Below are 26,501 nucleotides of genomic sequence, written 5' to 3' on the forward strand. Positions count from 1 at the left end.
CCTCAAAACAGTTCGATTTCACCGGCATCCATCGAGTTCTGCAGTGCCGGGCCGCGCGAACGGATGCGCGCCTTTTCGCGCTGGATGGCCAGGCGGCTGCGCACGCGTTCGGCGCGCTGCGCCAGCATGTCGGCGTCGATGGGGTTGCAGGCCAGTTCCTGGATGTCGCGCGTGCATTCGCTGGTGACTTCCTGCAGTTCCACCAGGCGCTGGCGCGTCTGGTTGATGAGCTGGCTGAGGATGTCCTCGAACTGCAGCGAGCGCACGGTGGTGGCCACGTCGGTGCCCAGGCCGCGGTTGATTTCCACCACCTGGTCGGCGACCTGGCTGGTGCGCGCGTCGCTTTCGGTCACGTGCGCCATCATGGCGTCGATGCCGCCCTTGGCCGACAGCGCGACGTTGAGGTCCTGCGAGGCCATGGTGCCCACCAGGCCGCGCAGTTCGCCCATGGCGGCGCGGGCGCGCTCGACGTGGCTGCCGATCTGTTCGTTGAACTGGTTGGAATGGCTGGCCAGGTTGCGGATCTCACCGGCAACCACGGCGAAGCCGCGACCGGATTCGCCCGCGCGCGCCGCTTCGATGGCGGCGTTGAGCGCCAGCAGGTTGGTTTCCTCGGCGATGGTGTTGACGTTCTTCAGCAGGCCGAACACCGCGTCCATTTCCTTGGCCATGCCGTCGATGCGGTAGACGATGCGCAGGCTTTCGCGCGACATCTGCACCACCATGTCCACGAAGTGTTCCAGCAGGTCGCCGGTGCGCGCGGCGAAATCCTGCACGGACACGCCCTCGCCCTGCCCGTCGATGATCTGGCGCAGCAGCGACTGCTGCATGCCGGTCTTGCGCGAGAGGCCGTCGAAGCCGCCGCCGAGTTCGGTCACGGCGTCGCGCAGCAGATCCATGGCCTGGTGCAGTTCGCGCGTGGCATGGCCCAGCTCGTCGACCAGCGAGCTGCGCACTTCTTCCAGCGCTTCGCGCACGGGCTCGTGGTGCTGCAGCGAGGCTTCCACGGCGGGCGCCGCTTCAGGCACCACGCGGCGCGTCTCGACGATCCACGCGGCGGTCACCAGCACGATCAGCATCGGCCCCAGCCATGCCGAAGGCCACACCATGGTCAGCACCAGCGCGACGGCGCTGGCCGCCAGGCCGATCACCGGTCGCTTGTGCATGAAGGAGAGAAAGGTATCCATAGGGAAATCCGCAGATCAGGTGGCCGGCACGGCGGCGCGGGAAACGGGTTGATGCGCCAGCGCGAGCAGGCGCGCGGCAATGTGGTCGAGCGGGAGCTTTTCGCCGGCGGCGCCCAGCTTCCAGGCCGCGCCGGGCATGCCCCACACGACCGAGGATTCTTCGTCCTGCACCAGCGTGCGGGCACCGGCCTGCTGCAGCTCCAGCAGGCCGCGCGCGCCGTCGTCGCCCATGCCGGTGAGCAGCGCGGCGATGGCGGACTTGCCGACGCTGGCCGCCATGGAGCGGAACAGCACGTCCACGCTCGGCTTGTGTCGGTTCACCGGCGGGCCGTTGTGCAGGCGGCACACGTATTTCGCGCCGTCCCACATCACCAGCAGGTGTTCGCCGCCCGGCGCGATGTAGGCATGGCCCGGCTGGATGGGTTGGCCGTCGCGCGCTTCGCATACGCGCATGGCCGAGCAGGTATCCATGCGCGCCGCGAACGGGCCGCTGAAGGCGGCGGGAATATGCTGGGTGATGACGATGGGCGGCGCATCCGGCGGCATGGCCTCCAGCACCACGCGGATCGCCTCGGTGCCGCCGGTGGACGCACCGATGGCGATGATGGGCATGCCGCCGCGCGTGCCGGCGGACTGCGCGCGCGGCAGCACGGCGTCTGCCGTAAGGCGCGGCGGCACGTCGAGCTTGCGCACGGCGGTGCGCGGGCGCGGCTTGGCGAGCGCGGCCAGCTTCACCTTGGCGCAGATCTCCTGCGCGCCTTCGGCAAACGTGCTGGCCAGATCGTTGCTGGGCTTGGTGAAGAAGTCGACCGCGCCCAGTTCCAGCGCGCGCAGCGTGACTTCCGCGCCTTCCTGGGTGAGCGAGGACACCATCACCACCGGCATGGGCCGCAGGCGCATCAGGTTCTCGAGGAAGGTGATGCCGTCCATGCGCGGCATTTCCACGTCCAGCGTGAGCACGTCCGGATTGAGCTGCTTGATCTTGTCGCGCGCGATCAGCGGATCGGCGGCGGTTCCCACCACCTCGATGCCCGGATCGCACGAAAGCATGGTCGACAGCAGCTTCCGCACCAGTGCGGAATCATCGACCACCAGGACACGTACTCTTTCCATCGTGAATTCGTCTCGCCTTCGTCGTGCGGCGTGGCGTTGCCGCCCACGTCGCCGGCCCGTCCCGGCGCCTGATGCCTTGAGGAAACCGTAAAAACGCGCGCGGCGTCAGAACAGTTCCACCTCTCCCTTTATCGGATCGTTTGCCAAACGCTTGAGGTACTGGCGCTCGCCATCCACCACCACGGTGTCGGCGCGGCCGCGCAGCTGGCGCACGCGCGCCTTGCCGGTGGCGGGAAAAAACTGCACGTGGCGCGGATGCACGTCGCCCAGGTCCTCGGCGGCCACTTCCAGCCGTTCGGCTTCCAGGTACCGCCGCACGAAGGCGATGTTGCGCTGGCCGATGTCGGTCATCGTGGCGAGCACGCGCCCGCCGCCGAACACCTTCACCACCAGGTTCGCGCGCTGGCCGCCGGCCTTGAGGATGGCGTTGATCAGCTGCTCCATCGCGTCGTTGCCGTAGCGCGCGGCGCGGCCCACCGTGTCCGCCCAGCCGCCGCGCTCGCCGCCGATGGGCTCGGGCAGCATGAAGTGATTCATGCCGCCGATGCCGCGCACGCGGTCGAAGATGCACGCCGACACGCAGGAGCCGAGCACGGTGGAGACCATTTCCGGCTGCGCGCTGACGTAGTACTCGCCCGGCAGCACCTTCACGGTCATGCAGGCATGCGCGGGGTCCCAGAACCGGCGCAGGTGTTCGAATCCCGGGATGACCCGCGCGGGGTCATACGCTGCCCCGGCGGGGGCGTTGGCGAGGGCCACGTTCATGCACTGCGTTTCCGGTAGACCGTCCGTCCGATCAGGTCAAAACTGTCGTTGAGTCCGTACATGGACTCCGAATGGCCGAGGAACAGATAGCCGCCCTCGGGCAGCAACCCGGCGTAGCGCTGGAACAGCCGCTGCTTGGTGGGCTTGTCGAAATAGATGACGACGTTGCGGCAGAAAATGGCATCGAACGGGCCCTGCATCGGCCAGTCGTGCAACAGGTTCAGCGGCAGGATGCTGACCAGCTCGCGCAGGCGCGGGTTGACGCAGACGTAATCGGCGTACTCGCCTTCACCGCGCAGGAACCAGCGGCGGCGACGCTCCACGCTCACGCCTTCGAGGCGGTCAAGCGCGTAGACGCCCTTGCGCGCGGTGTCCAGCGCCTGGGGCGAAAGATCCGTCGCCAGGATCTTCGCGTCCATGCCCTGCGCGTTGTGCTTTTCCAGCGCTTCGGCCAGCACCATGGCGAGCGTGTAGGGCTCCTCGCCCGTGGCGCAACCGGCGGACCAGATGCGCAGGCGGCCGCCGTGCTTCTTTTCGCTGATCCAGCGCGGCAGCAGCTCGTCGGTGAGCAGTTCGAAGTGATGCACTTCGCGGAAGAACGCCGTGACGTTGGTGCTGATCGCGCTGGCCAGTTCGCCCAGCTCCTGCTGCGGATCGCGCCGCAGCAGCTCGCAATAGGCCTGGAAATCGCGCAGCTTCAGCGCGCGCAGTCGGCGCAGCAGGCGGCCCTGCACCAGCTGGCGCTTGTGCTCGCCCAGCGAGATGCCGCACTGCTCGTACACGAAGGCACGCAGGAACTCGAACTCGGCATTGCCCAGCGACGGTCCGCCCATGGCGGCCACGCCCGCGTTGTTGTCGACCGTGGCAGCCATGCTCATGCTCAGAATTCCTTCCAGGAACCCGCGTCAGCCGCTTCGCCTCGCGGCGCGCGCGGTGCCGGCGCGTTGGAGCTGCGCACGGCGGCGAACACCGCTTCGGCCTCGGCCATCACCGACTGCGAACGCGCCTTCTCGGTCGCCACTTCGGCGTTGCCTTCGCCCAGCTGGAAGAAGCCGACCTGGCGTGCCAGTTCGCCGGCCTGCTCCTGCATGGCGCGGGCGGCGGCGGCGGCCTCTTCCACCAGCGCGGCGTTCTGCTGGGTCATTTCGTCCATCTGCAGCACGGCGTGGTTGACCTGATCGATACCGGCCGACTGCTCCTGAGAGGCGGCGGCGATCTCGGCCACGATGTCGGTGACCTTTTTCACGCTGTCCACGATGTCGGCCAGCGCCTTGCCGGACTGGTCCACCAGCGACGAACCCACGCGCACCTTCTCCGCGCTGTCGTTGATGAGGCCCTTGATCTCCTTGGCCGCACCCGCGCTGCGCTGCGCGAGATTGCGCACCTCGGTCGCCACTACGGCGAAGCCGCGGCCCTGTTCGCCCGCGCGCGCCGCTTCCACCGCCGCGTTGAGCGCGAGCAGGTTGGTCTGGAAGGCGATCTCGTCGATGAGGCTGACGATGTCGGAGATCTTGCGGCTGGATTCGTTGATCTCACGCATGGCGGAGCTGGCCTGCGCGGCCACTTCGCCGCCGTGCTCGGCCTGGCGGCGCGTGGCGCTGGCGAGCTGGTTGGCGTGGCTGGCGTTCTCGGCGTTCTGCTTCACCGTGGAGGTCATTTCCTCCATCGACGAGGCGGTTTCCTCCAGGCTGGACGCCTGCTCCTGGGTGCGCTGGCTCAGGTCGTCGTTGCCGCGCGCGATCTGCTGCGCGGCGGAGCTGACGGAGCCCGCGCCGTGGCGCACTTCGCCGACGATGCTGGAGAGGCGCTCGTCCATGACGCGCAGCGCATCGAGCAGTTCGCCCAGCTCGTCCTTGCGGCGCGTTTCGATCTTGTGGCCGAGCTTGCCGCCGGCGATGGCGTTGGCCACCTTCACCGCGACGCCCAGCGTGCTGAGGATGGAGCGCATCAGCAGCAGCGCCATCAGGCCGGCCACCGCCAGGCCCACCACCAGCGCGACGATGCTGATCGTGCGCACCAGGTGATAGCGATTCACCTGGCCGTCGTAGATCGTCTTCGCATCGTTGCGCTGCGCGTCGACCAGCTTGGCCAGCGTGTCCTGGCGCTCCATCATCAGCGGACGCACCTGCATTTCCAGCAGTTCCGAGGCGCCGGTGTCGCCCTGCTTGAGCGCATCGACCAGCGAGTCCTTGGCATCCTTGTAGTCGGCGTCCGAGGAGCGCCACGCCTTGAACTGCTTGGCGACCGCATCGCTCATCGGGATGGTGTCGAACTGCTTTTTCAGCGCCTCCATCTCGACCTGCATCTTCTCGTAGTCGGCCAGCTTCGCCTTCACCTGCTCGGGCTTGCCGACCAGCGAGCTGGCCTCGCCGAGCAAGATGAAGGACATCAGCGAGCGCTGGGAGATCTGCGAAATGAGCTGGGCGGGCACGATCTCGTCGTCGTAGATCCTGCCCATGCCGGCGTTCTGCTCCTGCATCGAGCCGATGCCGATGACGGCGCCGCCGATCAGCATCAGGCCGAGCAGGCCAAGCACCGCGCGAAGGCGGTTCTTGACGGACAGTTCGGGGGCTTTCAATGCGAACTTCTTCATGATGATTCCATTTCCCGCGTAGGTCGTTCAGGCCACGGCTTTCACATCGGAGGCGGCCGGCAGCGCCGCCTCAAGCATTTGTGCGTCCTGGGGCTGCAACAGCTTGTCCACGTCCAGCAGCAGCACCATGCGCTCTCCGGCGGAGGTAAGCCCCTTGAGGTATTCGGTATCCACGGTGGTGCCCATATCCGGCACCGGGCGGATGGCGTCCGGCGTCACGTCGAGCACGTCGGACACGGCATCGACCACCACGCCGAAGTTGCGGCCGGCCACGGTGATGATCACGGTGACGGTGGTGGCGCCGTAGGCTTCGCGCCCCAGGCCGAAGCGCAGGCGCATGTCGATCACCGGCACGATGGCGCCGCGCAGGTTGAGCACGCCCAGTACGTAGTGTGGTGCCTGCGGGATGCGCGTGACCGGCGTCCAGCCGCGGATCTCGCGGACCGCCAGGATGTCGATGCCATATTCCTCGTGGGCGAGGTTGACGGTGAGGTACTGCGACTGGAGCGCCTCGCTCCGGGTGTTATCGGACATGTTCGCCTCGTGGTCGGGGCCGCTTGAGAGGCCCCCTATCGGGATCTGGATCGGCGGTGGGCCGGGAAACTTGAGGGAGACGCAGGTTTGGCGAATGGTTCGCGCCGGCAGGCGGGACCGGCTCAGAACTCGGCCCAGGCCCCCGCCGTGGCGGGCACCGGCCGAGCCGCCGGCCGCGCAGGGCTTGCTGCCATCGGGCGGGCAACCGGCCTGGCCGCCTGCGCTTCCAGGCGGAAGTAACGGATCTGGCGCTCCAGCTCGTCGGCCTGCTCCTGCATGGCGCGGGCGGCGGCGGCCGCCTCTTCCACCAGGGCGGCGTTCTGCTGGGTGACTTCGTCCATCTGCATCACCGCGCGGTTCACCTGGTCGATGCCGGAGGACTGCTCCTGCGCCGCGGCGGCCATCTCGGCCACGATGTCGGTGACGCGCTTGACGCTGTCCACGATGCCGGCCAGCACCGCACCCGATTCCTCCACCAACGCGGAACCGGCCTGCACCTTGTCCACCGTGTCGCCGATCAGCGCCTTGATCTCCTTCGCCGCGCCCGCGCTGCGCTGGGCGAGGTTGCGCACTTCGCCCGCCACCACCGCGAAGCCCCGGCCCTGTTCGCCAGCGCGGGCGGCTTCCACCGCGGCGTTGAGCGCGAGCAGGTTGGTCTGGAAGGCGATCTCGTCGATGAGTTGCACGATGTCGGTGATCTGCCGGCTGGCGCCTTCGATCTCGCGCATGGCGTGGCTGGTGCGCGTCGCCACCTCGCCGCCACGTTCGGCCTGCGCGCGGGCGCTGCGGGCGAGCTGATCGGCGTGGCTGGCGTTGTCGGCGCTCTGGCGCACGATGGAGGTCATCTCTTCCATCGACGCGGCGGTTTCCTCCAGGCTGGAAGCCTGTTCCTGCGTGCGGTGGGAGAGATCGTCGTTGCCGCGCGAAATCTGCTGCGCCGCCGTGGACACCACCTGCGAGCCCTGCTGCACGTCGCGCACGATCTCCACCAGCTTGGCGCGCATGCGCTCCAGCGCATCGAGCATGCTGCCCGGCGCGAAGACGCGGCCATCGTCGCCGCTAAGGTTTCCATCAGCGACGCGCGTGGCCATCGACAGCGCGTACGAGGGTTCGCCGCCGATGCTCAGGCGGATGCTGCGCATGGACTGCCACACCACGCCGATCACCAGCAGGGCCACCAGCAGCGCCCGCAACAGGCTGCCTTCCAGCATCTGGCGGAACTGTGCGTCGATGTCCACGAAGTAGGCGCCTGCACCGATGTGCAGGTCCCACGGCTTGTACCAGGCGGTGTAGGTGATCTTGTGCTGGGGGTGGTCGCTGCCCGGCATCGGCCAGATGTATTCGGTCGCGCCATGGCCCTCTTTGCGATCGGCCGCCATCATGTCCTGGTAGAAACGCTTGCCGGTGGTGTCGGCATCGTTCTCGATGCGCGTGCCCACGCGCTTGGGCATGATGGGGTGCATGCGCATCACGTAGTTCGAGTCGAACACGAACACGTAGCCCCTGCCGTCGTTCCAGCGCAGCGCCGACAGAGCGGCCAAGGCTTGCTTGCGGCCTTCCTCGTCGCTGAATTCGCCTGCCTGCACACGCGCGTGGAAGCTTTCCACCAGGCTTTCCGCCGTACCCACTTCATCGGCCAGCGCATGCACGCGCGCCTCCATCTGCAAGCGACGGCTGTCGACGGCGGAGATGAGCGTGAGCGCCACCAGGCCGGCGATCACGAAGGCGATGACCAGCCATACCTTGGCAGTGAGGCTGAGGCGATCGATGAATTTCAGAGGGGACATCATGGCTGACCTTCAGAATGAAATGGGCGGTTCTGCGATTGCCCGGATTCATTCCCTGCATTGCTCTGGCGCAGGGCAACAGCCCGGCGCGCCACGGCTTCCTGTCGCGGCGGATGAAAGAGGTGGAATGGATGGCCAGGCGGCGCCGACGCAGCGACGGGCCTCCCGGCAAGTAAGGTGGATCGACCGGCCCCGGCCGGCGTGGCGATGCGCCCCCTTCGCGCACCGCCGATCATTTTTCGTTGCGACGGCGCCGCTTCAACGGCGCCGCGCTGGCATCACGCGGCTTTCTTTCGGCCCTGCATGCGCACCAGGCCGGCGATGTCGACGATCAGCGCCACGGAACCATCCGCCAGGATGGTCGCGCCGGATACGCCCTGCACGCGCCGGTAATTGGCTTCCAGCGACTTCACCACGGCCTGCTGCTGGCCGATCAGGCCATCGACAAACAGGCCCACGCGCGCGCCGTCGCCTTCCACCACCACCATCAGGCCTTCGTCGATGGCGTGGATGGCGTTCTCGCAGTGGAAGGCTTCATGCAGGCGGATCACCGGCAGGTATTCGCCGCGGAAGCGGAACAGCTCGCCGCCACCGGCCACGCTGCGCACGGCATCGGCCTTCAACTGCACCGATTCCACGATGGAGACGAGCGGCACGATGTAGCGCTCCTCGCCCACCGCGGCGGTAAGGCCGTCGATGATCGCCAGCGTCAGCGGCAGGGTGATGGTGAACACGCTGCCCTTGCCCTGCGTGCTGCGGATGGTGACGGTGCCGCCCAGGTCCGCCACGTTGCGGCGAACCACGTCCATGCCCACGCCACGGCCCGAAAGATCGGTGGTGACGGCGGCGGTGGAGAAGCCCGGCTGGAAGATCAGCTCCGCCACGGCTTCGTCGCTCATGCCTTCGCCGGTGGAAATAAGGCCGCGCTGGATCGCCTTGGCGACGATGGCGTCGCGGTTGAGGCCCGCGCCGTCGTCCGACACTTCCACCACGATGCTGCCGCCGCGATGCGAGGCCTGCAGCGTGAGCGTGCCGGTATCGCCCTTGCCCGCGGCGCGGCGCTTGTCCGGCGTTTCCAGGCCGTGGTCGATGGCGTTGCGCACCAGGTGCACCATCGGGTCGCCGATCTTCTCGAGCACGGTCTTGTCCAGCTCGGTCTGTTCGCCGACCAGTTCCAGCTTCACCTGCTTGCCGAGTTTCTGGCTGATGTCGCGCACCATGCGCGGGAAGCGGTTGAACACGGAGGCGATGGGCAGCATGCGGATGCCCATGACGCTTTCCTGCAGCTCGCGCGTGTGGCGCGCCAGCTGGGCCAGGCCCTGTTCGAGCACGGCCAGCCGCGAAGCGTCGATGTCGCCTTCGCGGAAGGTGTCGAGCATGGACTGGGTGATCACCAGCTCGCCCACCAGGTTGATCAGTCCGTCGATCTTGTCGATCGACACGCGCACCGAACTGGACTCGGCATTCGCTTCGCGCTGCGCGCGGGCGGCGCCGGCATCGGCGACGTTCGGCGCGGGCGCGGCGGCAGGAGCGGGCGGCGGCGTGACCTCGGCGACGATGTGCTTCGCGTCGATCTGCAGGTCGCACTCGTCCTCCACCCAATCGAACACGCCGGTGATGTCGGTGCGCTTGACCGGGCCCTTCAGTTCGATGGTCCAGCCGAGATGGCACTCGGTGGGGTCCAATGCGGCGAAGGCCGGCAGGCGATCGAGCGACGGTGTCACTTCCAGTTCGCCCAGCCCCGCCAGTTCGCGGATAAGCCGCAAGGGTTCGTTGCCACCGGCCAGCATGCTGGCATGAGGGCGGAAACGGATGATCCAGGCATCGGCCTGGTCCACGTCGCGGCGCGCCTGTACGGCGGTCGCGGGCGCGCCGCGACCCATCGCAGCGGCCAGCTCGTTGCGCAACCCTTCGGCCACGGCATCGTTGAGCGGCTCGCCGGCCTGGGCGCGGGCGAACATGCCGCGCAGGCAATCCACCGTGCGCAGCAGCAGTTCGATGATGGTGCCGTCGATGGCGCGCTTGCCGCCACGCACTTCATCGAGCAGCGATTCGGCCTCGTGGGTGAACGAGGCCATCTCCGGAAAGCCGAAGGTGGCCGCGCCGCCCTTGATGGAATGCGCGGCGCGGAAAATGGTGTGCACCAGCTCCCCGTCGCCGCCCTCGTCCAGCGCAAGCAGCGACGACTCCATCGTGTCGAGCCCTTCCAGGCTTTCCTCGATGAACACCTGTTGGAACTGCGCCAGACCGGCCTTGCTCATGATGATCTCTACTCTAGGAATAGCTTCGCGTAACCCGCCTATCCATCACTCCCGCGACGGCGGGAATCCAGCGCCTTTGAGCAAGTGCAAAAGTCACTGGATTCCCGCGCTTGCCCCCTTTTCGGGGTTCGCGGGAATGACGAGCCATATCAACCCAGCACGCGCTTGACGGTCGCCAGCAACTGCTCGGGATCGAACGGCTTCACCAGCCAGCCGGTGGCGCCGGCGGCCTTGCCTTCCATCTTCTTGTCCGTATGCGACTCGGTGGTCAGCATCAGGATGGGCACGCCCTTGTACGCCGGCAGCGCACGCAGCTCGCGCACCATGCTGATGCCATCCATCACCGGCATGTTCACGTCCGCCAGCACCAGGTCGAAGCTGCCGCCCTTGGCCGCATCGAGCGCCAGCTGGCCGTTCTCGGCCTCGCTCACGTCATGACCCGCGCCGCGCAGGGTGAAGGCCACCATGCCGCGCATCGAAGCCGAATCATCTACCGCAAGAATCTTTGCCATCTTCCACCTCAGTTTCAGGCCGGCATCGCCGCCGGCAATTCCAGGGCCTGCGCCAGGCCGAGCACACCGGCCGCCTCGCGCATCACATCGCTCACTCCCAGCCACGCGGGCGACTGGCCGCGCGCCGCCGCCTCGCGACGGAACGCCACCAGCAGCTGCAACGCGGCGGTATCCACCCGTTCCACGCCGGCACCGTCCAGCTGCGAGCCCGGCGCGTCGAACGCATCGATCAGTTCCGCCTTGACGTCGGCCACGCTGCCAAGCCGGAAGTCGGCCGGCAGCGCGATCACGCGCGCGCCGCCCTTGCCCCCACCCGTCCTCTTGCTGCCCATCGTGCTGGTCCTTTCGCCCACCCTGCGGGCGTCTACGGGTGGTTTATCGGCCATGGGCCGGTCGGCTTTAGCGGTGCGCGTGCCGGTTTGCGCAGGAAAAAAACGGCTCTCAAGTTTTCCCCGCGCCGGCCGATTCACAGGGCACGGACGGGCGCGCGCTTGCGCTCCGTGCGCAAGGAGCCTCGATTGATCATTCAACCCACCAGTCTCGCGGCCCTTGCCTGGGCCGGCGCCGCGTCCGGCAGCGCCGCGGAGAGCTGGCGCATCGGTACCGTGCTGTCCGCGCGTCCGCTGGGGATCAATCCCGACGGCATGATGGTGCTGCAGATCGGCGCGCTGGCCGTGGAAACCGAGGCGCCGAAAGGCCAGCTGCCCTCGCAGTTCCAGGTGCGCGTGCTCACCCTGGGCGCGCAGCCCATGCTGGAAGTGATCAGCCCGCAGACGCCCGAGCCGGCCACGCAACTGGCCATGCGCGAGCGCCTGCCGCAGCAGAACGGCTACGCGCCGCTGCTGGCCACGCTCGATGCCCTGTCCCAGCGACCGGCGCTGCGCCAGCTGCCCGCCTACCTGCGCCCGGCGCTGGCCATGCTGGAGCACGGCGTGCGCACGCCGGCCGAGATCACCCGCGGCGAAGGCCTGGAAGAAGCCATCAAGCGCAGCGGCCTGTTTCTGGAATCACAGCTGGCCGAACCGCAGCTGGACATGGCGGGCCTGAGCCAGGAGGACTGGAAAGGGGCGCTGCTTCGCCTGGCCAGCCTGCTCGACGACTACCTGCCGACGCGCCGCCCGGCCCCGGCCTCCACCGCCAGCGAAACACCGCCGCCGCTGCAGCAGCGCGGCCTGCAGGCGCAGCCGCGCGCGATGCTGCCGCTGGCCCTGCTGGACGACGACGTGGATGCCCTGCTCAGCCGCCTGCACGGCGAAGTCCACGCGGCGCTGGCCCGCGTGGAAGTGGCGCAGCTGGAGGCCACCACGACATCCGCCTGGATGATCGAGATTCCGCTGCAGGGCGAGAACGGGCACGACATCCTGCAAGTGCAGGTGCAACAACATGGCGAGGCCGACAGCGGTTCCTCGTGGACTTTCGGCTTCGCCATCGACCTGCCGGCGCTCGGGCCCATCCATGGCGAGCTGCAGTTGCGCGGGCTGCGCCTGTCGGTGCGGCTGTGGGCCGAGCGCATCGACACCGTGCACCGGCTGGAGCAGCAGTTCGGCACGCTGCGGCAGGCGCTCTCCGCCAGCGGCCTCACGCTCGACCAGCTCAGTTGCCAGCAGGGCATGCCGCAGTCGACCGGCCAGCACAGCGCGATCCTGCTGAGGACCACCGCATGAGCCAGGCACTGCCTCCCGCACGGCGGCGCGTCACCCTGCGTCTTTCCGGCGGCCCGAACGATGCGCCCGCCACGCCGGTCGCGCTGGCGCCCGAATCGCTGGAGACGCTGCTCGCGCGCGCCCGCGCGCTGGGCATTCCGCTGCATCAGGATCCGCAGATGGCCGCGCTGCTCGCCTCGCTGCGACTGCGCCAGGAAGTGCCCGCCACGCTCTACGCCGCCGCCGCCGCGGTGATGGCCTGCATTTACGACGCCGCCGAAGCCGAGCACTGATATCGGCCGCTGCACGCGACGTCGCATGTGCATGACCTGTTGCTTGCCGTCGATACGGAAAAACACGCACGACATGCCCGCCATTTTCCGCAAGCGGCGCGCGATGCGTTCGCCCGCATGCGTCGTTGTTCAAGCAGCGGCAAAAACCGACAACGCCATCAGCCGAAATTAGCCGCGTTGTAGGCCGACGCCTCTTGGCCCGCCTCGGCCAGCGCACACAGACTACGCAAGCCGACGCACACGTCGGCAACACCGTCTGCAACGAACGAATCCCGGCATGTCGGGGGCTTCGTCGTGAACGACGCTCCGCAGACCCAAGCGAAAACCTGGCGTATACGCGCATCGCGGCACCACGGCGCGGCGCCAGCTGCATAAGGAAAGACCATGGCTCATCAAACGGAACGCCCGGCCCGCTGGCTGGCGACACTTGCCCTGCTCCCACTGTTCTGCGCCGGAGCGCACGCCGAAAATGCCGGCAGCGACGCGGCAACGGCAAGCACCCAGTCGCCATCGGCATCGGCGGATTGCGCCCACTTCTACGCCGACATCAATGCCGACCTGAAGGCCGAGGTGAAGGCAGGCTGCAAACCCACCGAAGCGCAGATCGGCCAGCTGATGAACAACCCGGTGGCCAACCTGGTCATGTTCCCCTTGCAGAACGACTACACGCGCGTCAAAGGTGGGCCGATCGACAACTACAAGGATGTGAACCGCACCCAATTCATCCCGACGTTTCCGGTCAAGCTCAGCGACGACTGGAACCTGATCAACCGCATTTCCTTTCCCCTGGTGAGCGAGCCGGTCAACAAGCACATCGGCGGCCTGTTCGGCGATACGCCGCAGCAGATCGCGCAGGATCCCAGGACCGCGTCCGTCATCAACGACCCCTTCAGCCGTACCACCGGCATGGGCGACATCACCTACGTGGGCCTGGTGGCGCCGTCGCAGACGACGAAGCTGAGCAATGGCGGCGCGCTGGTCTGGGGCGTGGGCGCCACCGTGATGTTTCCCACCGCCAGCCAGGCCGTGCTCGGCACCGGCAAGTACTCCGCCGGTCCCACCGCCGTGCTCGCCTACCTGGGCAAGGACTGGACCGCCGGCGTGTTCCCGCAGCAGTGGTGGTCGTTCGCGTCCAGCAAGAAGAACCGCGCCGACGTGAACATGACCAACATCCAGTACTTCATCCAGCGCAAGCTGGACGACGCGGGCAAGTGGCACATCGGCATGTCGCCCAACATCGCCATCAACTGGAACGCCCAAGGCGGCGGCAACAAGGTCAACCTGCCCATTGGCCTGGGCGTGAACTACACCACCACGCTGGCCGGCATTCCCATCAAGTACGGCGTCGAGGTGCAGTACTCCGTGATCCAGCAATCGTCCATGCCGGGCGCGCGCTGGAACTACCGTTTCGTCATTCTTCCGGCGGTGCCGAAGTTCCTGCTCTGACGCCTTGCTAGGCTATCGTGCAGAAGCCCGTTCAACATCTCGCATAAACGCCTATATCCCTCACCGTCATTCCGGCGAAAGCCGGAATGACGGTGAGGGAATTCGGCGCTCGCGTGAGATTTTGAACAGGCCCCAGGACCTCGATCAGAGCGAAATCGTCGCCGACAACAGGGCCGGGTTGCCCTGCGTGCGGTTCTTCACGTCGAATTCGTGCAGCCAGCGCAGCGAAAATTCGACCTGGCCGCCCTGCCATTTCTTCAGATAGTTGACCATGGGGCCGAACGACAAGGCGCGCCCCTTGAAGCCGTTGAGGCGATCCGCGAGCGGGCCGGTGTCCTTGTCGATCTGGTCGATCCAGCCGCCCACCGCACCCACGCCCCAGCCGCTGGGAAAGCGCTGCACCAGCAGCGAATCCAGGTGGAACACCGAGCCGTTCTGGTAGTCGGTCGCATTGTCCTTGGTATAGAAGTCCACGCCGACCGTGGTGCTCCACTCCAGCGAGCCCTGGTTGAACAACTGCGTATAGCCCACGGTGGGCGTGAAGACCCAGGTATTGAGGCTGGTGTTGGCCAGTTGCCCCTTCTTGTAGTCGCCGGTCGGTGCCTCGACATACAGCGCCAGCGACAGGTGCTGCGTCTGGCTGAAATGGTGGCTGGCGATCACCGGCACGAAGGTCATGTCGTACAGGCCCGTCGCGCTGTCGTGCACGCTGCGATGCAACTGCCCCAGGTCCAGGTCGGCGGTCACGCCCACGTAGGCAAAGGGCAGCTCGACCATCGAGGCGAAATTCCACGACGACGGCTTGGTGTTCCAGATGTACATGCCTACCGCCGTCGCCAGCTGGAACTCGGCCTTGATGCCCAACGACGATCCGCCGCCGGTCAAAGGAACTTCCTTCGATCCGCTGATATCGCCGCTGTAGTACGCGTAACCGAGCTGCCAGTTCCAGCCTGGTGTGGGCGGCACCAGGCCGGAGTACGAGGCCGCCTGCATGCCGGTGATCGAACGCCCGACGCCGCCTTCCGTCGCGTAGGCCGGCAGGCTCGCGATGGCGGCCAGCGCGAGGAAAACCGAGAGAAATCGCTTCATAAAATAATCGCTATGGATATTGACAGTGAACGCTGAACATTTGCGTCAGGTAAAGCTGACGCTTGAGTCAGCGTGGCTGTCCGTGCGATAGCGAACAAGCGAAAATCCACCTACGGTGGATACGTAGAATTACGGATGTGCGCCGACATCCTTCGCTTACAGGAGGATGGGCGAAAACCGATGATAGCTGTAGGGCTTCCTGCCGCGCAGTCAGACGATGCCCGTCACTGGGCCCGCGCGCTGCGCATTCGCTGACGCCCTCGAGAAAAACCCTACGCGACGGCGGCGCCACCTTCAGGTATGCGTGCGATGGCCTGTTGCGCGGCCTGCTCCAGCGAACGCACTACTTCGTTGACGTCGGCATTCGCCGGCAAGGCCGCCTCGGCCGTCACCAGCGGTTCGGAGAACAGCACGCCAACGATGCATGCCTTGGGAATGCGGTCGCGCACCAGGGCCACGGCGTCATCGAAGCTGCCGCGCTCCTCCACCGGGGCCGTACTCACCACATAGGCCATCGAGACAGCGTCCGGCGTGGCATCGGGATGCGGCTCCGCCTCGAAGGCAGCGAAATCCTCGATGGACAGATGGCGCGCGTCGATATGCAGGTCGCGCAGGATGCGCGTGAGTAGCTCGGTCGCCAGGTCATCGGCCACCGACCCCAAGCCCAGGCACAGCACCACCGAACCCGCGGGCACGCTCAGCGGCCCTTGCCAGCGGCCGAAGGCATCTTCGCGATGTTGCCGCAGGCTGCGGCCGATGCTCGTGTCCTCGAGCACGGATGCGCGCCGCCGCCAGCGCGTCCACTTGCTTTCGTGGCTGTCCAGCGCCTCCACCACCGTCACGATGGTTCGCTTCACCGACTGCTGCTGCACCGTATTGATCGCGCCCGCGACCAGGTCCACGCGCGCCAGCTGCAGCGCCGGCAACAGCACGGCATCGCAGTAGGCCGCAAAACTCTTGCGCTTGAGGAAGTCGCGCGCCTCGCTGATGATCTCGCCCGCGTCGCCCGATAGCGCACGCTGGTACACGCGCTGCGGCATGGTGAGCGCCGGTGCGTCGCCCAGCAGGATATTGAGCAGGTCCAGCGCCTTCACGTGGCGGCCCGCCACCACCAGGCACAGCGTGAGCGGCGTGGACATGAGCAGGCCCACCGGCCCCCACAGCCAGCTCCAGAAGATCGCCGCCACCACCACCGCCAGCGGCGAAAGCCCCGTCGTGTGTCCGTAGAGGAACGGCTCGATGAGCTGCGACACCACGACTTCTACCAAAAGGTAGAGCACCACCGTCATCGCCAGCAGCGACCAGCCCGGCGCCACCGCCGCGGCAAACACACTCACCAGCGCCGCCACCATCCACACGCCGATATAGGGCACGAAGCGCATGGCGGCGGTCAGCGCGCCCCACAGCGGCGCATTGGGAACGCCGATCACCATCAGGCCCAGCCAGATCGCCACGCCCACGCCGACGTTGACCGAGAACGTGGAAAGGAAGAAGCGCGACAGCCGCTCGCCGGCATCGTTGATCGCGGCCGTGGTCGCGCGCAGGTCGGTGCCGCCCGCCAGCCGGATGAAGCGATCGCGCAGCGATTCGTGTTCCAGCAGTACGAAGATCAACACCACCAGCACGATGCCCGCGGTTTCCAGCGGCACCCATGCGGTGGCCAGCACGCGGGTGACGATGACCATCGGCGAGGACGACGCCTTCGCCGGCGCCTCGACCGGCTTGGGCGCTGCCGGCGCACTAGTGAGATAGGGCGGCGCCACCACCAGCGGCGCCGCCGTGCTGGCGGCGGGCGCGGCGCCCTGCCCTGCATCGCCGATCACCTTGCCGAGTTCGCCGTTCAAGAAGTCCAGGCGCCCCAGCGTTTCCTGGCGCAGCGACTGCACCTTGCTGCGAATGGTCACTTCGTATTGCGGCAGGCTGCGAGCCACGTGCACCACCTGCGAGCCGATGATGGTGGTCAGGCCGGTGACGACCACCACCAGCGCGACGACCGTGATCAGCACCGACGGCCCGTGACCCAGCCCGACGTGCCGGCACAGCCGCACCCACGGCGCCACCAGCAGGCTGAGGAAGAACGCCAGCACGATCGGCACCAGCACTTCCCGCCCGAAGTACAGCAAGGCCAGCACGCAGGCCGCGGCGACGATGACCACCGCACGCTGGCTCGCCGACGCGGCGGGCAGGACAGGCTGTTGCGACGACATGGGCTGGGTTCCTTTCCTTGGCTGACGCGATCGGGGCAACGTTCGTCGCCCCGGCGTCCAAGGATAGCCGCGCCCGATGACGGATGGATCAGCGCCTGTTAACGCCCTACGCCGCCTCGTGCTCCAGCGGCAGGCGGCACAGACGCCGCACGTCAAGAAGTGCCACGAATCCGCCCTGCGCGGGCAGCACGCCGGTGACGGGATCGTCCTCGCGCGCGGCGCCGCCCGGCAGCGGCGGCGCGATGTCGGCCGCACTGGCCGAGAGCAGGTCGCCCACCGCGTCCACGCGGATGCCGACCAGGTGCGCGCCATAGGCGAGCATCACCAGGCGCACCTGGAAGGGATCCGCGCGCCCCTCTTCCGGCAGGCCGAGACGGCGGCGGCCATCCAGCACGGGCACGATGCGGCCGCGCAGATGGCGGATGCCGAGCACGTCCGAGGACGATCCCGGCACCGGCGTCAGCTCGCCGTCGCGCAGCACTTCGCTCACCTGGGTCAGCGGCGCCGCATACATCTGCCCGCCGATGCGGAAGGACAGCCAGTCTTCGGTGTGGTGTGCCTTGGTCATGACACGGACTCCCCTGCGATGGCCTTGACGGCCCGTGCTACAGCTATGCAATTCATGGGCCATGCTCGGGCGACGCCACGTGCGCCGCGCCGATGGTGAGGGTGCCGGCGGCCGCTTCGGGCAGCGCCGACTGCGGCGCAAGGTCCGGCCGCGTGTCGCTGTCCTGCTGCGCGGTGCGCACCGGCCTGGCGAGGATCACCTTGTTCACCGGCACGTCTTCCGTTGGCCGGGGCGCGACGACTTCCACCGTCGGCGCGGGCTTGGCCGCTGCCGGCTTGGCCGCTGCGATGACCGGGGCGGCCACCGGCGCGGCGGACGTCGCCGGTGCCGGCGTGCCGTTGTCGTCGGCCGTCAGCTGGCCGTTCTGCAGATCGTTGAGCAGGCGCTTGGGCGCGCCCTCTTCGCTCAGCACCACGATCAGCACGCGGCGATTGTGGTTGCGGCCGTCCGCCGTGGCGTTGTCGGCGGCGGGCCGGTACTCGCCCCAGCCCATGATGCCCAGCCGCGCCGGGTCCACGCCCTGCTCAGAAAACAACCGCGCCACGCTGGCCGCGCGCGCGGCGGACAGTTCCCAGTTGGAGGGATACAGCGCGGTGTTGATGGGCCTGTCGTCCGTATAGCCCTCGATGCGCACCGCGTTCGGGAACGGCTTGAGGATGGACGCCATGTTGTCGAGGATCTCGTTCGCCTCCGGCGACAGCTTCGCCACGCCGCTGGAAAACAGGATGTCGGTGCGCAGCTCGATCTCCAGCCACGAGGTGGTCTTGCGCACGATCACCATCTGCTTGTCGATCAGCGGTTGCAGCGCGCGCTGCACCTGATCGCGGATCGATTCCAGGTTGCGCCGCTCCTGCGTCTGCGAAGCTGCGCGCGTATCGACCGCCCGCACCAGCTGCGGCGGCGCCGGAATCGGCACGTTCACCGGCGTGGTCGCGGCGCCCGGCTGGGACGCGGGCGAGGCGATGGCGGGGTCGACGTTGTGCGGCTGCACGCGCGTCTGCGGCATCGGCGCGATCACGTGGCTGGAGCCGTTGAACGCCTCGATGATGGAGTTGGACATCACGCGGTACTTGCCCTCGTTCACCACCGACACCGCGTACATCACCACGAAGAAGGCGAGCAGTAGCGTCATCAGGTCGGCATAGGGAATGGCCCATGCCTCGTGGTTGACGTGTTCCTCGTGATGTTTCTTCTTCCTGGCCACGATGCGTCGTCCCGGTTACGCGAGATAACCCTGCAGCTTCGCCTCGATCTGGCGCGGGTTCGCGCCCTCGGCGATGGCTACCAGGCCTTCGATCAGGATTTCGCGCATCTGCGTCTGCTTGTGGATCAGGCCTTTCAGGCGCGCGGCCATCGGCAGCATCAGCAGGTTGGCCAGCGCCACGCCGTAGATGGTGGCGACGAAGGCGGCGGCGATGCCGTGGCCGAGCTTGCTCGGGTCGGCGAGGTTCTGCATCACCGCCATCAGGCCCATCACCGCGCCGATGATGCCCATGGTGGGCGAGAAGATGCCGGCGCTCTCGAACACCTTGGCGGCGACCAGATCATGGTGCTCGCGCGCGCCCACTTCCACTTCCAGCACGCCGCGGATGGCCTCCGGCTCGCTGCCGTCCACCAGCAGTTGCAGGCCCTTGCGGGTGAAGGTGTCGTTCTCCGAATCGATCTGCGGCTCCAGGCCGAGCAGGCCCTGGCGGCGCGAGATCTCGCTCCAGCCGACGATGCGGCTGATCAGGTCGGACGGCTGGTGCTGCGGCGGCCGGTACACCAGCGGGAACATCGACATGGCGTGCTTGAGCACCTTGCCGGAGTTCTGCACCAGCAGCGCGGCGATGGTGCCGAGGAACACGATGACGAACGCGGCGGGGTTCCACAGCGCTTCCACGCTGGAACCCTTGAGGATGGTGCCGACGATCACGACCACGAAGGCCAGGATCGTGCCGATGAGACTTACCAGGTCCATGTCAGGTCGCTACACGAAGAGTGGGGAGGAGTTGGCCGTCGCTGCCGGACAGGCCGGCCAGGTCCATCACCAGCGCCAGACGGCCATCGCCGGTGACGGTCGCGCCCGCCACGGCGGGCACGCCTTCGAACAGGGGGCCGAGCGGTTTCACCATCACGTCTTCGCGCCCCAGCACTTCGTGCACCAGGCAACCCAGGCGCATGTGGCCGATGTGCAGCACCACCACGTGCCGTCCCGCCGGACCTTCCACGCCCACCCAGCCGCCCAGGTCCGCCAGCGCCAGCGCGCGCCCGCGATGCGAGGCCACCGCGCGGCCATCGAGCTGTTGCTGCTGGCCCGCGGCGAGTTCGAACACTTCGTCCACGTTGCTCAGCGGCAAGGCGAGCAGGCGTGCGCCCACGCGCACCATCAGCACGCGCTGGATCGCCAGCGTCAGCGGCACCGCCAGTTCCAGCGTGCTGCCTTTTCCGAGCTGCGAGCGCACCGACAAGGTGCCGCCCAGTTCGACCACGCGCGTCTTCACCACGTCCATGCCCACGCCGCGACCGGAGATGTCGGAGACGGTGGCGGCCGTGCTGAAGCCGGGGCGGAAGATGATTTCGTAGCATTCGTTTTCGGTGAGGCGCGCGGCCTGCGCCTCGTCCATCAAGCCCTTCTCCACCGCCTTGCGGCGCAGGACTTCGGGATTCATGCCGCGCCCGTCGTCGGACACGGTGATGACGATGCGCTCACCACGCTGGCTTGCACCCAGCGTCACCTTGCCCTTGCGCGGCTTGCCGGCGCGCTCGCGTTCGTCGGGCATTTCCAGGCCGTGATCGAGCGCGTTGCGGATCAGGTGCACCATCGGGTCGGCAAGCGCCTCGACCAGGCTACGATCGAGATCGGTGCCCTCGCCTTCCTGCACCAGTTCCACTTCCTTGCCCAGCTGGCGCGACAGGTCGCGCACGATGCGCGGGAAGCGCTGGAACAGGCGTCCCACCGGCTGCATGCGCATGCCGAGCACGGCGTTCTGCAAGGCGTCGGCGACGCGGTCGAGTTCGGTTGCGGCAAGCTCCAGCGTCTCGTCGCCGTTCTTCGCCGCCAGGCTCAGCAGGCGATTGCGCACCAGCACCAGTTCACCGGCGCGATGCACCAGCGCATCGAGGCGCGCGGTATCCACGCGCACGGTGCTCTCGGGCGCGGGCGCGGCCTGCTTGGCCACGGGCGCCGCCGGCGCGGGAGCGGCGACCGGTGCAGCAGCCGGCGCGGAAACCTGCGCGCCGGGGCTGCCGCCCTTGCCATGCAGGTTGTCGAGCAGCGCTTCGAATTCGTCGTCGGAAATCGTGCCGGAAGATGCGGACGCCGCCGGCACCTCCACCGCGCCGGGCGTACCGCCCTTGCCGTGCAGGTTGTCCAGCAGCGCTTCGAATTCGTCGTCGGTGATGCTGCCGGACGACGATGCTGTCGCCGGTGCGCCCGGCGCACCGCTGCTGCCGTACAGGCTGTCCAGCAGGGCCTCGAATTCCGAGTCGTCGATGGTGCCGTCGCTCGGCGGCGGCGCCACCGGCTTGGGCGCCGGCGCGGGCTTGGGTGCGGCGAGGGCGCCGGGCGTCAGTCGCTGCAGCAGCGCCGGTGGCGGCATGTCCATCGGCTGGCCGCCGGCCAGCGCGGCCATCATGTCGTTGAGCAGGTCCAGCGCTTCCAGCAGCGCGTCCATGCGGCTGGCGTCGAGCAGTAGTTGCCCATTGCGCGCCACGTTGAGCAGGTCTTCGGCGTGATGGCACAGCTGCACCATCGGCTCGATGGCGAGGAAGCCCGCGCCACCCTTCACCGTGTGGAACGCGCGGAACACGGCGTTCAACAGCTCGGCATCGCGCGGCGAGGCTTCCAGCCCGATCAGCTGTTCACCCAGGCGCTGCACCAGCTCCCCGGCTTCCACCAGGAAATCGTTGCGCAGCTCGCTGTCCAGCGTGGGGTCCATCAGGTGTGTGTCCTTGCAGTCAGCTCAAGCGCTCTACGTGGCCTCTTGGTTGCCTCACCGTCATCCCTGCGGAAGCAGGGACCCAGTGCCTTTGATTGCGTGAGAAAAGCCGAAAGTCGCTGGAACCCCGCTTCCGCGGGGATGACGTCGAGGGCTATGGCGGGTACGCAATCAGGCCAAGGCATCGTTCTTCAACAAGCTCTTAGAAACCAAATTCACTCAACAGACGATCCGCCTCGTCCTGGCTGGTGACCTTCACCGGGCCTGCTGCGGCTTCGCCCGAGGCCAGCGCGCCAGTCAGGCTCACCAGTTCCAGCAGCGAGTTCTCTACGCTGCCGATGAAGTTCACGACCTTCTTGATGCGCTGACCGGAGAGGTCCTGCCACGACTGCGCCACCACGAAATCGGCCATGCCTTCGCGATATTCGTCGGCGAACGACTTGGCCTGCGTCGCCAGCACGCGTGCCGCGTCGCCTTCGGCGGCGCCACCGAGCACGGCGTCGGCGTGCGCGGCAAGCTGGTCGGCCTGCGGACGCATGCGCTCGGCGAAGTCGAGCGTGCGGTGCGCGGCCTGCGAACTCATCTCCAGCACGTCCTGCAGGTGCTTGCGCGCATCGGCGACGCTGCCCGGCACGCCTTCCTGCGCGAGGTCGCCGCCCAGGCGGCGTACCGCGTCGTGCAGGTCGCGCGCCAGCAGGCCCAGTGCGCGGAACAGGCGCTGCTCGCGCTGGCGCACCAGCACGTCCAGCGCCTGCTCGAAGGCGGCGCCGTCGGTGCTGTTCAAGAGATCGTGCAATTCCTGCGGCATGGCTTCGCCGGCGAGCAGGGAGACTTGTGCGTTCATGCGTTGGCTCCGCTGGCGGCCAGGCGTTCGAAGATCTTGCTGAGTTTTTCCTGCAGGGTGACGGCGGTGAACGGCTTGACGATGTAGCCGTTCACGCCCGCCTGCGCGGCGGCGATGATCTGGTCGCGGTTGTTCTCCGCGGTGACCATGAGCACCGGCATGCTCTTGAGCGAGGGCTCGGCGCGGATGGCGCGCAGCAGGTCGATGCCCGTCATGTTGGGCATGTTCCAGTCGGTCACCACCATGTCGAAACTGTTGTTGCGCAACATGGTCAGCGCGTTCTCGCCGTCGTCGGCTTCCTGGATGAGCGTGTTGCTGAAACCCAGCTCGACCAGCAGGTTGCGAACGATGCGCCGCATGGTGGAGAAATCGTCCACCACGAGGATCTTCATATTCTTGTCCAAGTTTTTCTCCGCTTGCTTCGGGGGAATAGGGAGTAGATGTGCGTGTCGTCGCTAGCGTGGTTTTGACTTTCCGGTTTTCGATTCCCGATTCCCGATGCCCTGCCCTTCCGTCCATCCGGTCATGCGCGCGCGCAGACGCACGATGGCCTGGCCGTGGATCTGGCAGACGCGCGACTCGGTGACCCCGAGCACCGCGCCGATCTCCTTGAGGTTCAACTCTTCCTCGTAGTACAGGGACATCACCAGCTGCTCGCGCTCCGGCAGGCTGCCGATGGCCTCCACCAGCGCCTCGCGCATGCCTTCGTGCTCGACGCTGTCAGCGGGCCCCAGGCTGTCGCCGTCGGCCACGTCGAACGCCGCGCCACCGTCCGCGTCGTCCGGCGCGGAGAGGCTGAGCAGGCGCGCGCTCGCGGCGTCGGCCAGCACCTGGTGATATTCCTCGGCGCCGATGCCCAGCCGCCGCATCACTTCGGCGTCCTCGGCATCCGCACCGGTCTCGATTTCAATCTGACGAACGACCTCCGCCATTTCGCGCACTTTTCGATGCACCGACCGTGGGGTCCAGTCGGTGCGCCGCAACTCGTCGAGCATCGCGCCACGGATGCGGATGCCCGCAAACGTCTCGAAGCTCGCATTCCGTCCGGTGGTGAAATTGCGCGCGGCCTCCAGCAAACCGATCATGCCGGCCTGGATCAGGTCGCTGACGTCCACGCTGGGCGGCAGGCGGCCCATCAGGTGATAGGCGATCCTTCGCACCAGGGGAGCGTGCTGGCGAACCAGTTCGTCGGCACTCTGCTTTTGCAGTTGCAGATATTCGGAAGCCACACTCATCTCACCACCCCGTCGCTACTGCGGCCTGCCTGCTGAAGAAGGCGATGCGGTCCAGGCCCAGTCGCTCGGGTTCACCCCATGTATCGACCGCACCCGCCAATTGCTTGAATGCCAGTCCCGAGCGGCTGGACGGCCACAGGTCCACCACCGCGCTCTGGCGGCGGATGGCTTGCCTGAGCCGTTCGTCCTGCGGAACCTGCCCCATGAATTCCAGCGCCACGTCGAGAAAGCGGTCGCAAACCCTTGCGAGCTTCTGATGCAGCTGCCTGGCCTCGCCCACGTTGCGCACCATGTTGGCCACCATGCGGAAGCGGCGCACGCCGAAGTCGCGGCTGAGCACCTTGAGCAAGGCGTAGGCGTCGGTGAGCGAGGCCGGCTCGTCGCACACCACCACCACCACGTCGTCCGCGGCGGCGGCGAACATCGCCACGTTGTCGGAAAGGCCCGCGGCGGTATCCACCACCAGGTAATCCGGCGGCGTGACCAGGTCGTCGAACGCGCGGATCACCGCGGCATGCTCGCCGGCGCCGAGCTGCGCGAGCCGGCGCGTGCCGGAACCGGCCGGCACCACCTTCAGCCCGTGCGGCGCGCTCATCAGCAGGTCGTCGATGCTGCAGCTGCCGTCGAGCAGGTGGCCGATGTGGCGCGTGGGCGTAAGGCCGAGCAGCACATCGATATTGGCCAGGCTCATGTCGGCGTCGAGCAGGATCACCTTGTGTCCGTCCATGGCCAACGCCATGCCCAGATTCACCGACACCGTGGTCTTGCCCACGCCGCCCTTGCCGCCCGCCACCGCGATGGCGCGGCAGCGTTTGCGCGGCGCGCTGCCGCTCAGCCCGTACGCCTGGTCGTGTACCGGCGCCTGTCGCCCATGTCGTTCGGTCAGCGCACGCAGCATGCTCTCCAACCCCATCGCCTGATTCATTGCGAAAACACCGTTCATGCGCTTGCCACCGCCAGTCCGAACCGATCCGCCATCACCATGTCATCCGCGGGCGCGTTGCCCTTGAGCGCCTGCGCGGCGCGGCACACCAGCACGCGCGCATCGGCGGTGGCGATGTCCTCGGGCACGCGCTGGCCGTCGGTGACGTAGTCGAGCGCCAGCCGGTGCCGGATCAGCACCGACAGCGCGCCGCCAAGGCTGGGCGCCTCGTCGAGCTTGGTGAGGATGCAGGCGTGCGGCCGCACCGGCAGGTAGGCGCGCACGGCTTCGTCCAGCGACGACGCATGCGCGTTCGCCGCCAGCACCAGGCACGCGCGCAGGTCGCCGCCGTTGCGCAGCACGTCCAGTTGTTCGGCCAGGCGCGGATCGCCGCCGGCCAGACCCGCCGTGTCCACCAGCACGGTGTGATGGCCGCGCAGGAGTTCGAGCACGTGGCGCAGGCTGTCGGCGTCATAGGCGGGATACACGCGCACGCCGAGCAGGCGGCCGTAGTGTTCCAGCTGCGCCGCCGCGCCGATGCGATAGTGGTCGGTGCTCACCAGCGCCACTTGCGAGGCGCCGTGGCGCATCACCGCACGCGCCGCCAGTTTGGCGATGGTGGTGGTCTTGCCCACGCCGGTGGAACCGACCAGGGCGGTGACGCCGCGGCGTTCCGCATGATCGCGCGGGCTGATCGACAGGCTGCGGCTCAGCACGCCCAGCGGCAGGTAGCGCGCCTGTTCGGCATTGATCTCGGCCGGCAGTTCGTCGACCAGCTGGCGCGCCACATCCGGCTCGATGCCCAGGCGGGTCATTTCGCGCAGCACGCGGGCGCGCATCGGCTGGCGGCGCTCCATGTCGTTCCAGATCAGGCTGGACAGCTGCGTCTCCAGCAATTCGCGCAGGCTGCCCAGTTCGGCACGCACGCGTGCGGTGTCCTGCACGGCGCGTTCGAGCAGCGGGTGAAGGTTGGCCGGCAGGTCGGCGTCGATGGGCGCGGCCGTTTCCACGGGCGCCTGCTCGGCGGCCTTCGCCGCCGGGGCGGCGGGCGTCTCGGCGGCGCGCGCGGCGGGAGCGTCCACCGCCTCCACGCGCGGCGCAACGGCACGGCGCGAGAGCGACAGCGTCACGCCGTCGTCGTCGCGACGGTTCACCGGCGGCAGCGGCGGCGGCGTGACGTCGGAGCGACGCGCCACGATGGGCCGTTCCATGGCGGCCGGCGCGGGCGCGGCGGCGCGGCCACGGTTTTCCACTTCCAGCGGTGCGCCGTGGCGCGCGGCTTCGCGCACCAGGGCTTCGTCGAAATCGACGGCGGCGATGATCTCGATGCCGTCGTCCATCCGGCGCGTGGACAGGATCACCGCATCCGGGCCCTGGTCTTCGCGCACTTCGCGCATGGCCTGCCGCATGTCGGAGGCCACGAAACGCTTGATCTTCATGGGCTCGCCTTGCTCGCGGGAATAGGGAATCGGGAATGGGGAATAGGAACGGCCCGCGCTGCTGCGGCGTTGCGTTGAATGGTTTGCCTGTGGCGCATATCCGACCTTCTCGACCTGTTCGTTAGCTTCGGTGGTGCATAGGC

24 protein-coding genes are annotated in these 26,501 nt (G+C 67.7%); 3 read left to right on the forward strand and 21 right to left on the reverse strand.

Features of this window, described 5'->3' with window-relative positions:
- Positions 1 to 2 precede the first annotated feature (2 nt).
- The 10 genes from BDW41_RS21450 to BDW41_RS21495 all read right to left on the reverse strand — a co-directional run bounded on the left by BDW41_RS21450 (position 3) and on the right by BDW41_RS21495 (position 11,084).
- Positions 3 to 1,187: a methyl-accepting chemotaxis protein gene (locus BDW41_RS21450; protein ID WP_074552129.1), complete on the reverse strand. Its 1,185-nt coding sequence runs from the start codon at positions 1,185 to 1,187 to the stop codon at positions 3 to 5.
- 15 nt (positions 1,188 to 1,202) lie between these two features.
- The gene (locus BDW41_RS21455) at positions 1,203 to 2,300 is read right to left on the reverse strand and encodes a chemotaxis response regulator protein-glutamate methylesterase (RefSeq protein ID WP_074552130.1); all 1,098 of its coding nucleotides are present in this window, start codon (positions 2,298 to 2,300) and stop codon (positions 1,203 to 1,205) included.
- Between the two features lie 105 nt (positions 2,301 to 2,405).
- Positions 2,406 to 3,065 carry a chemoreceptor glutamine deamidase CheD gene (gene cheD, locus BDW41_RS21460; RefSeq protein WP_199535411.1) on the reverse strand — a complete coding sequence of 220 codons (660 nt, stop codon included), beginning with the start codon at positions 3,063 to 3,065 and terminating at the stop codon, positions 2,406 to 2,408.
- On the reverse strand, positions 3,062 to 3,943 hold the full coding sequence (locus BDW41_RS21465) for a protein-glutamate O-methyltransferase (RefSeq protein WP_083337837.1): 882 nt from the start codon (positions 3,941 to 3,943) through the stop codon (positions 3,062 to 3,064). Before BDW41_RS21465 ends, cheD begins: the two co-directional genes overlap by 4 nt.
- A gap of 2 nt (positions 3,944 to 3,945) precedes the next feature.
- On the reverse strand, positions 3,946 to 5,658 hold the full coding sequence (locus BDW41_RS21470) for a methyl-accepting chemotaxis protein (protein WP_074552131.1): 1,713 nt from the start codon (positions 5,656 to 5,658) through the stop codon (positions 3,946 to 3,948).
- 27 nt (positions 5,659 to 5,685) lie between these two features.
- Positions 5,686 to 6,192, reverse strand: a complete 507-nt coding sequence (locus tag BDW41_RS21475) for a chemotaxis protein CheW (protein ID WP_074552132.1) — start codon at positions 6,190 to 6,192, stop codon at positions 5,686 to 5,688.
- Positions 6,193 to 6,314: 122 nt separating this feature from the next.
- Positions 6,315 to 7,982 (reverse strand): methyl-accepting chemotaxis protein, encoded by a 1,668-nt coding sequence (locus BDW41_RS21480; protein WP_233496990.1) that lies wholly within the window; start codon positions 7,980 to 7,982, stop codon positions 6,315 to 6,317.
- A 275-nt stretch (positions 7,983 to 8,257) separates the two neighbouring features.
- Positions 8,258 to 10,240, reverse strand: a complete 1,983-nt coding sequence (locus BDW41_RS21485) for a chemotaxis protein CheA (RefSeq protein WP_074552133.1) — start codon at positions 10,238 to 10,240, stop codon at positions 8,258 to 8,260.
- Between the two features lie 149 nt (positions 10,241 to 10,389).
- The gene (locus tag BDW41_RS21490; protein ID WP_074552134.1) at positions 10,390 to 10,752 is read right to left on the reverse strand and encodes a response regulator; all 363 of its coding nucleotides are present in this window, start codon (positions 10,750 to 10,752) and stop codon (positions 10,390 to 10,392) included.
- Positions 10,753 to 10,766: 14 nt separating this feature from the next.
- The gene (locus BDW41_RS21495) at positions 10,767 to 11,084 is read right to left on the reverse strand and encodes an STAS domain-containing protein (protein ID WP_074552135.1); all 318 of its coding nucleotides are present in this window, start codon (positions 11,082 to 11,084) and stop codon (positions 10,767 to 10,769) included.
- A gap of 186 nt (positions 11,085 to 11,270) precedes the next feature.
- Here BDW41_RS21495 and BDW41_RS21500 point away from each other — a divergent pair, with 186 nt between their 5' ends.
- The 3 genes from BDW41_RS21500 to BDW41_RS21510 all read left to right on the forward strand — a co-directional run bounded on the left by BDW41_RS21500 (position 11,271) and on the right by BDW41_RS21510 (position 14,134).
- Positions 11,271 to 12,416 (forward strand): flagellar hook-length control protein FliK, encoded by a 1,146-nt coding sequence (locus tag BDW41_RS21500; RefSeq protein ID WP_074552136.1) that lies wholly within the window; start codon positions 11,271 to 11,273, stop codon positions 12,414 to 12,416.
- Entirely contained in the window at positions 12,413 to 12,688 is a 276-nt protein-coding gene (locus BDW41_RS21505; protein WP_074552137.1) for a flagellar biosynthesis protein, read from the forward strand. Before BDW41_RS21500 ends, BDW41_RS21505 begins: the two co-directional genes overlap by 4 nt.
- 384 nt (positions 12,689 to 13,072) lie before the next feature.
- A complete protein-coding gene (locus BDW41_RS21510) occupies positions 13,073 to 14,134 on the forward strand; it encodes a hypothetical protein (protein WP_074552138.1) in 1,062 nt (353 codons plus the stop codon).
- 144 nt (positions 14,135 to 14,278) lie between these two features.
- On the opposite strand, the gene BDW41_RS21515 is transcribed toward BDW41_RS21510, so the two are convergent.
- The 11 genes from BDW41_RS21515 to flhF form a co-directional block, all read right to left on the reverse strand.
- On the reverse strand, positions 14,279 to 15,223 hold the full coding sequence (locus BDW41_RS21515) for a transporter (protein ID WP_074552139.1): 945 nt from the start codon (positions 15,221 to 15,223) through the stop codon (positions 14,279 to 14,281).
- A gap of 272 nt (positions 15,224 to 15,495) precedes the next feature.
- Entirely contained in the window at positions 15,496 to 17,430 is a 1,935-nt protein-coding gene (locus BDW41_RS21520; protein WP_074552140.1) for an AI-2E family transporter, read from the reverse strand.
- Between the two features lie 106 nt (positions 17,431 to 17,536).
- Positions 17,537 to 17,998: a chemotaxis protein CheW gene (locus BDW41_RS21525; RefSeq protein ID WP_074552141.1), complete on the reverse strand. Its 462-nt coding sequence runs from the start codon at positions 17,996 to 17,998 to the stop codon at positions 17,537 to 17,539.
- 52 nt (positions 17,999 to 18,050) lie between these two features.
- On the reverse strand, positions 18,051 to 19,202 hold the full coding sequence (gene motD / locus BDW41_RS21530) for a flagellar motor protein MotD (RefSeq protein WP_074552142.1): 1,152 nt from the start codon (positions 19,200 to 19,202) through the stop codon (positions 18,051 to 18,053).
- A 15-nt stretch (positions 19,203 to 19,217) separates the two neighbouring features.
- Positions 19,218 to 19,958, reverse strand: coding sequence for a flagellar motor protein (locus tag BDW41_RS21535; RefSeq protein WP_074552143.1), 741 nt, complete (start codon positions 19,956 to 19,958; stop codon positions 19,218 to 19,220).
- Between the two features lies 1 nt (position 19,959).
- Positions 19,960 to 21,918, reverse strand: coding sequence for a chemotaxis protein CheA (locus BDW41_RS21540; RefSeq protein WP_074552144.1), 1,959 nt, complete (start codon positions 21,916 to 21,918; stop codon positions 19,960 to 19,962).
- 202 nt (positions 21,919 to 22,120) lie between these two features.
- A complete protein-coding gene (locus BDW41_RS21545; protein ID WP_074552145.1) occupies positions 22,121 to 22,762 on the reverse strand; it encodes a protein phosphatase CheZ in 642 nt (213 codons plus the stop codon).
- Positions 22,759 to 23,166 carry a chemotaxis response regulator CheY gene (gene cheY / locus BDW41_RS21550; protein WP_074552146.1) on the reverse strand — a complete coding sequence of 136 codons (408 nt, stop codon included), beginning with the start codon at positions 23,164 to 23,166 and terminating at the stop codon, positions 22,759 to 22,761. The genes BDW41_RS21545 and cheY overlap by 4 nt, the downstream gene beginning before the upstream one ends.
- Before the next feature lie 51 nt (positions 23,167 to 23,217).
- Positions 23,218 to 23,997 carry an RNA polymerase sigma factor FliA gene (locus BDW41_RS21555; protein ID WP_074552147.1) on the reverse strand — a complete coding sequence of 260 codons (780 nt, stop codon included), beginning with the start codon at positions 23,995 to 23,997 and terminating at the stop codon, positions 23,218 to 23,220.
- A 1-nt stretch (position 23,998) separates the two neighbouring features.
- Positions 23,999 to 24,922, reverse strand: coding sequence for a P-loop NTPase (locus BDW41_RS21560; RefSeq protein WP_083337838.1), 924 nt, complete (start codon positions 24,920 to 24,922; stop codon positions 23,999 to 24,001).
- A 14-nt stretch (positions 24,923 to 24,936) separates the two neighbouring features.
- Entirely contained in the window at positions 24,937 to 26,358 is a 1,422-nt protein-coding gene (gene flhF, locus BDW41_RS21565; RefSeq protein ID WP_074552148.1) for a flagellar biosynthesis protein FlhF, read from the reverse strand.
- Positions 26,359 to 26,501 lie beyond the last annotated feature (143 nt).

The sequence above is a fragment of the Dyella sp. AtDHG13 genome (genome assembly GCF_003201105.1).
Taxonomy (GTDB): domain Bacteria; phylum Pseudomonadota; class Gammaproteobacteria; order Xanthomonadales; family Rhodanobacteraceae; genus Dyella; species Dyella jiangningensis_B.

Coding starts and splice junctions, on each gene's coding strand:
- BDW41_RS21450 (WP_074552129.1), bottom strand. CDS start 1,187: ATGGATACCTTTCTCTCCTTCATGCACAAGCGACCGGTGATCGGCCTG.
- BDW41_RS21455 (WP_074552130.1), bottom strand. CDS start 2,300: ATGGAAAGAGTACGTGTCCTGGTGGTCGATGATTCCGCACTGGTGCGG.
- cheD (WP_199535411.1), bottom strand. CDS start 3,065: ATGAACGTGGCCCTCGCCAACGCCCCCGCCGGGGCAGCGTATGACCCC.
- BDW41_RS21465 (WP_083337837.1), bottom strand. CDS start 3,943: ATGAGCATGGCTGCCACGGTCGACAACAACGCGGGCGTGGCCGCCATG.
- BDW41_RS21470 (WP_074552131.1), bottom strand. CDS start 5,658: ATGAAGAAGTTCGCATTGAAAGCCCCCGAACTGTCCGTCAAGAACCGC.
- BDW41_RS21475 (WP_074552132.1), bottom strand. CDS start 6,192: ATGTCCGATAACACCCGGAGCGAGGCGCTCCAGTCGCAGTACCTCACC.
- BDW41_RS21480 (WP_233496990.1), bottom strand. CDS start 7,982: ATGATGTCCCCTCTGAAATTCATCGATCGCCTCAGCCTCACTGCCAAG.
- BDW41_RS21485 (WP_074552133.1), bottom strand. CDS start 10,240: ATGAGCAAGGCCGGTCTGGCGCAGTTCCAACAGGTGTTCATCGAGGAA.
- BDW41_RS21490 (WP_074552134.1), bottom strand. CDS start 10,752: ATGGCAAAGATTCTTGCGGTAGATGATTCGGCTTCGATGCGCGGCATG.
- BDW41_RS21495 (WP_074552135.1), bottom strand. CDS start 11,084: ATGGGCAGCAAGAGGACGGGTGGGGGCAAGGGCGGCGCGCGCGTGATC.
- BDW41_RS21505 (WP_074552137.1), top strand. CDS start 12,413: ATGAGCCAGGCACTGCCTCCCGCACGGCGGCGCGTCACCCTGCGTCTT.
- BDW41_RS21510 (WP_074552138.1), top strand. CDS start 13,073: ATGGCTCATCAAACGGAACGCCCGGCCCGCTGGCTGGCGACACTTGCC.
- BDW41_RS21515 (WP_074552139.1), bottom strand. CDS start 15,223: ATGAAGCGATTTCTCTCGGTTTTCCTCGCGCTGGCCGCCATCGCGAGC.
- BDW41_RS21520 (WP_074552140.1), bottom strand. CDS start 17,430: ATGTCGTCGCAACAGCCTGTCCTGCCCGCCGCGTCGGCGAGCCAGCGT.
- BDW41_RS21525 (WP_074552141.1), bottom strand. CDS start 17,998: ATGACCAAGGCACACCACACCGAAGACTGGCTGTCCTTCCGCATCGGC.
- BDW41_RS21535 (WP_074552143.1), bottom strand. CDS start 19,958: ATGGACCTGGTAAGTCTCATCGGCACGATCCTGGCCTTCGTGGTCGTG.
- BDW41_RS21540 (WP_074552144.1), bottom strand. CDS start 21,918: ATGGACCCCACGCTGGACAGCGAGCTGCGCAACGATTTCCTGGTGGAA.
- BDW41_RS21545 (WP_074552145.1), bottom strand. CDS start 22,762: ATGAACGCACAAGTCTCCCTGCTCGCCGGCGAAGCCATGCCGCAGGAA.
- BDW41_RS21555 (WP_074552147.1), bottom strand. CDS start 23,997: ATGAGTGTGGCTTCCGAATATCTGCAACTGCAAAAGCAGAGTGCCGAC.
- BDW41_RS21560 (WP_083337838.1), bottom strand. CDS start 24,922: ATGAATCAGGCGATGGGGTTGGAGAGCATGCTGCGTGCGCTGACCGAA.
- flhF (WP_074552148.1), bottom strand. CDS start 26,358: ATGAAGATCAAGCGTTTCGTGGCCTCCGACATGCGGCAGGCCATGCGC.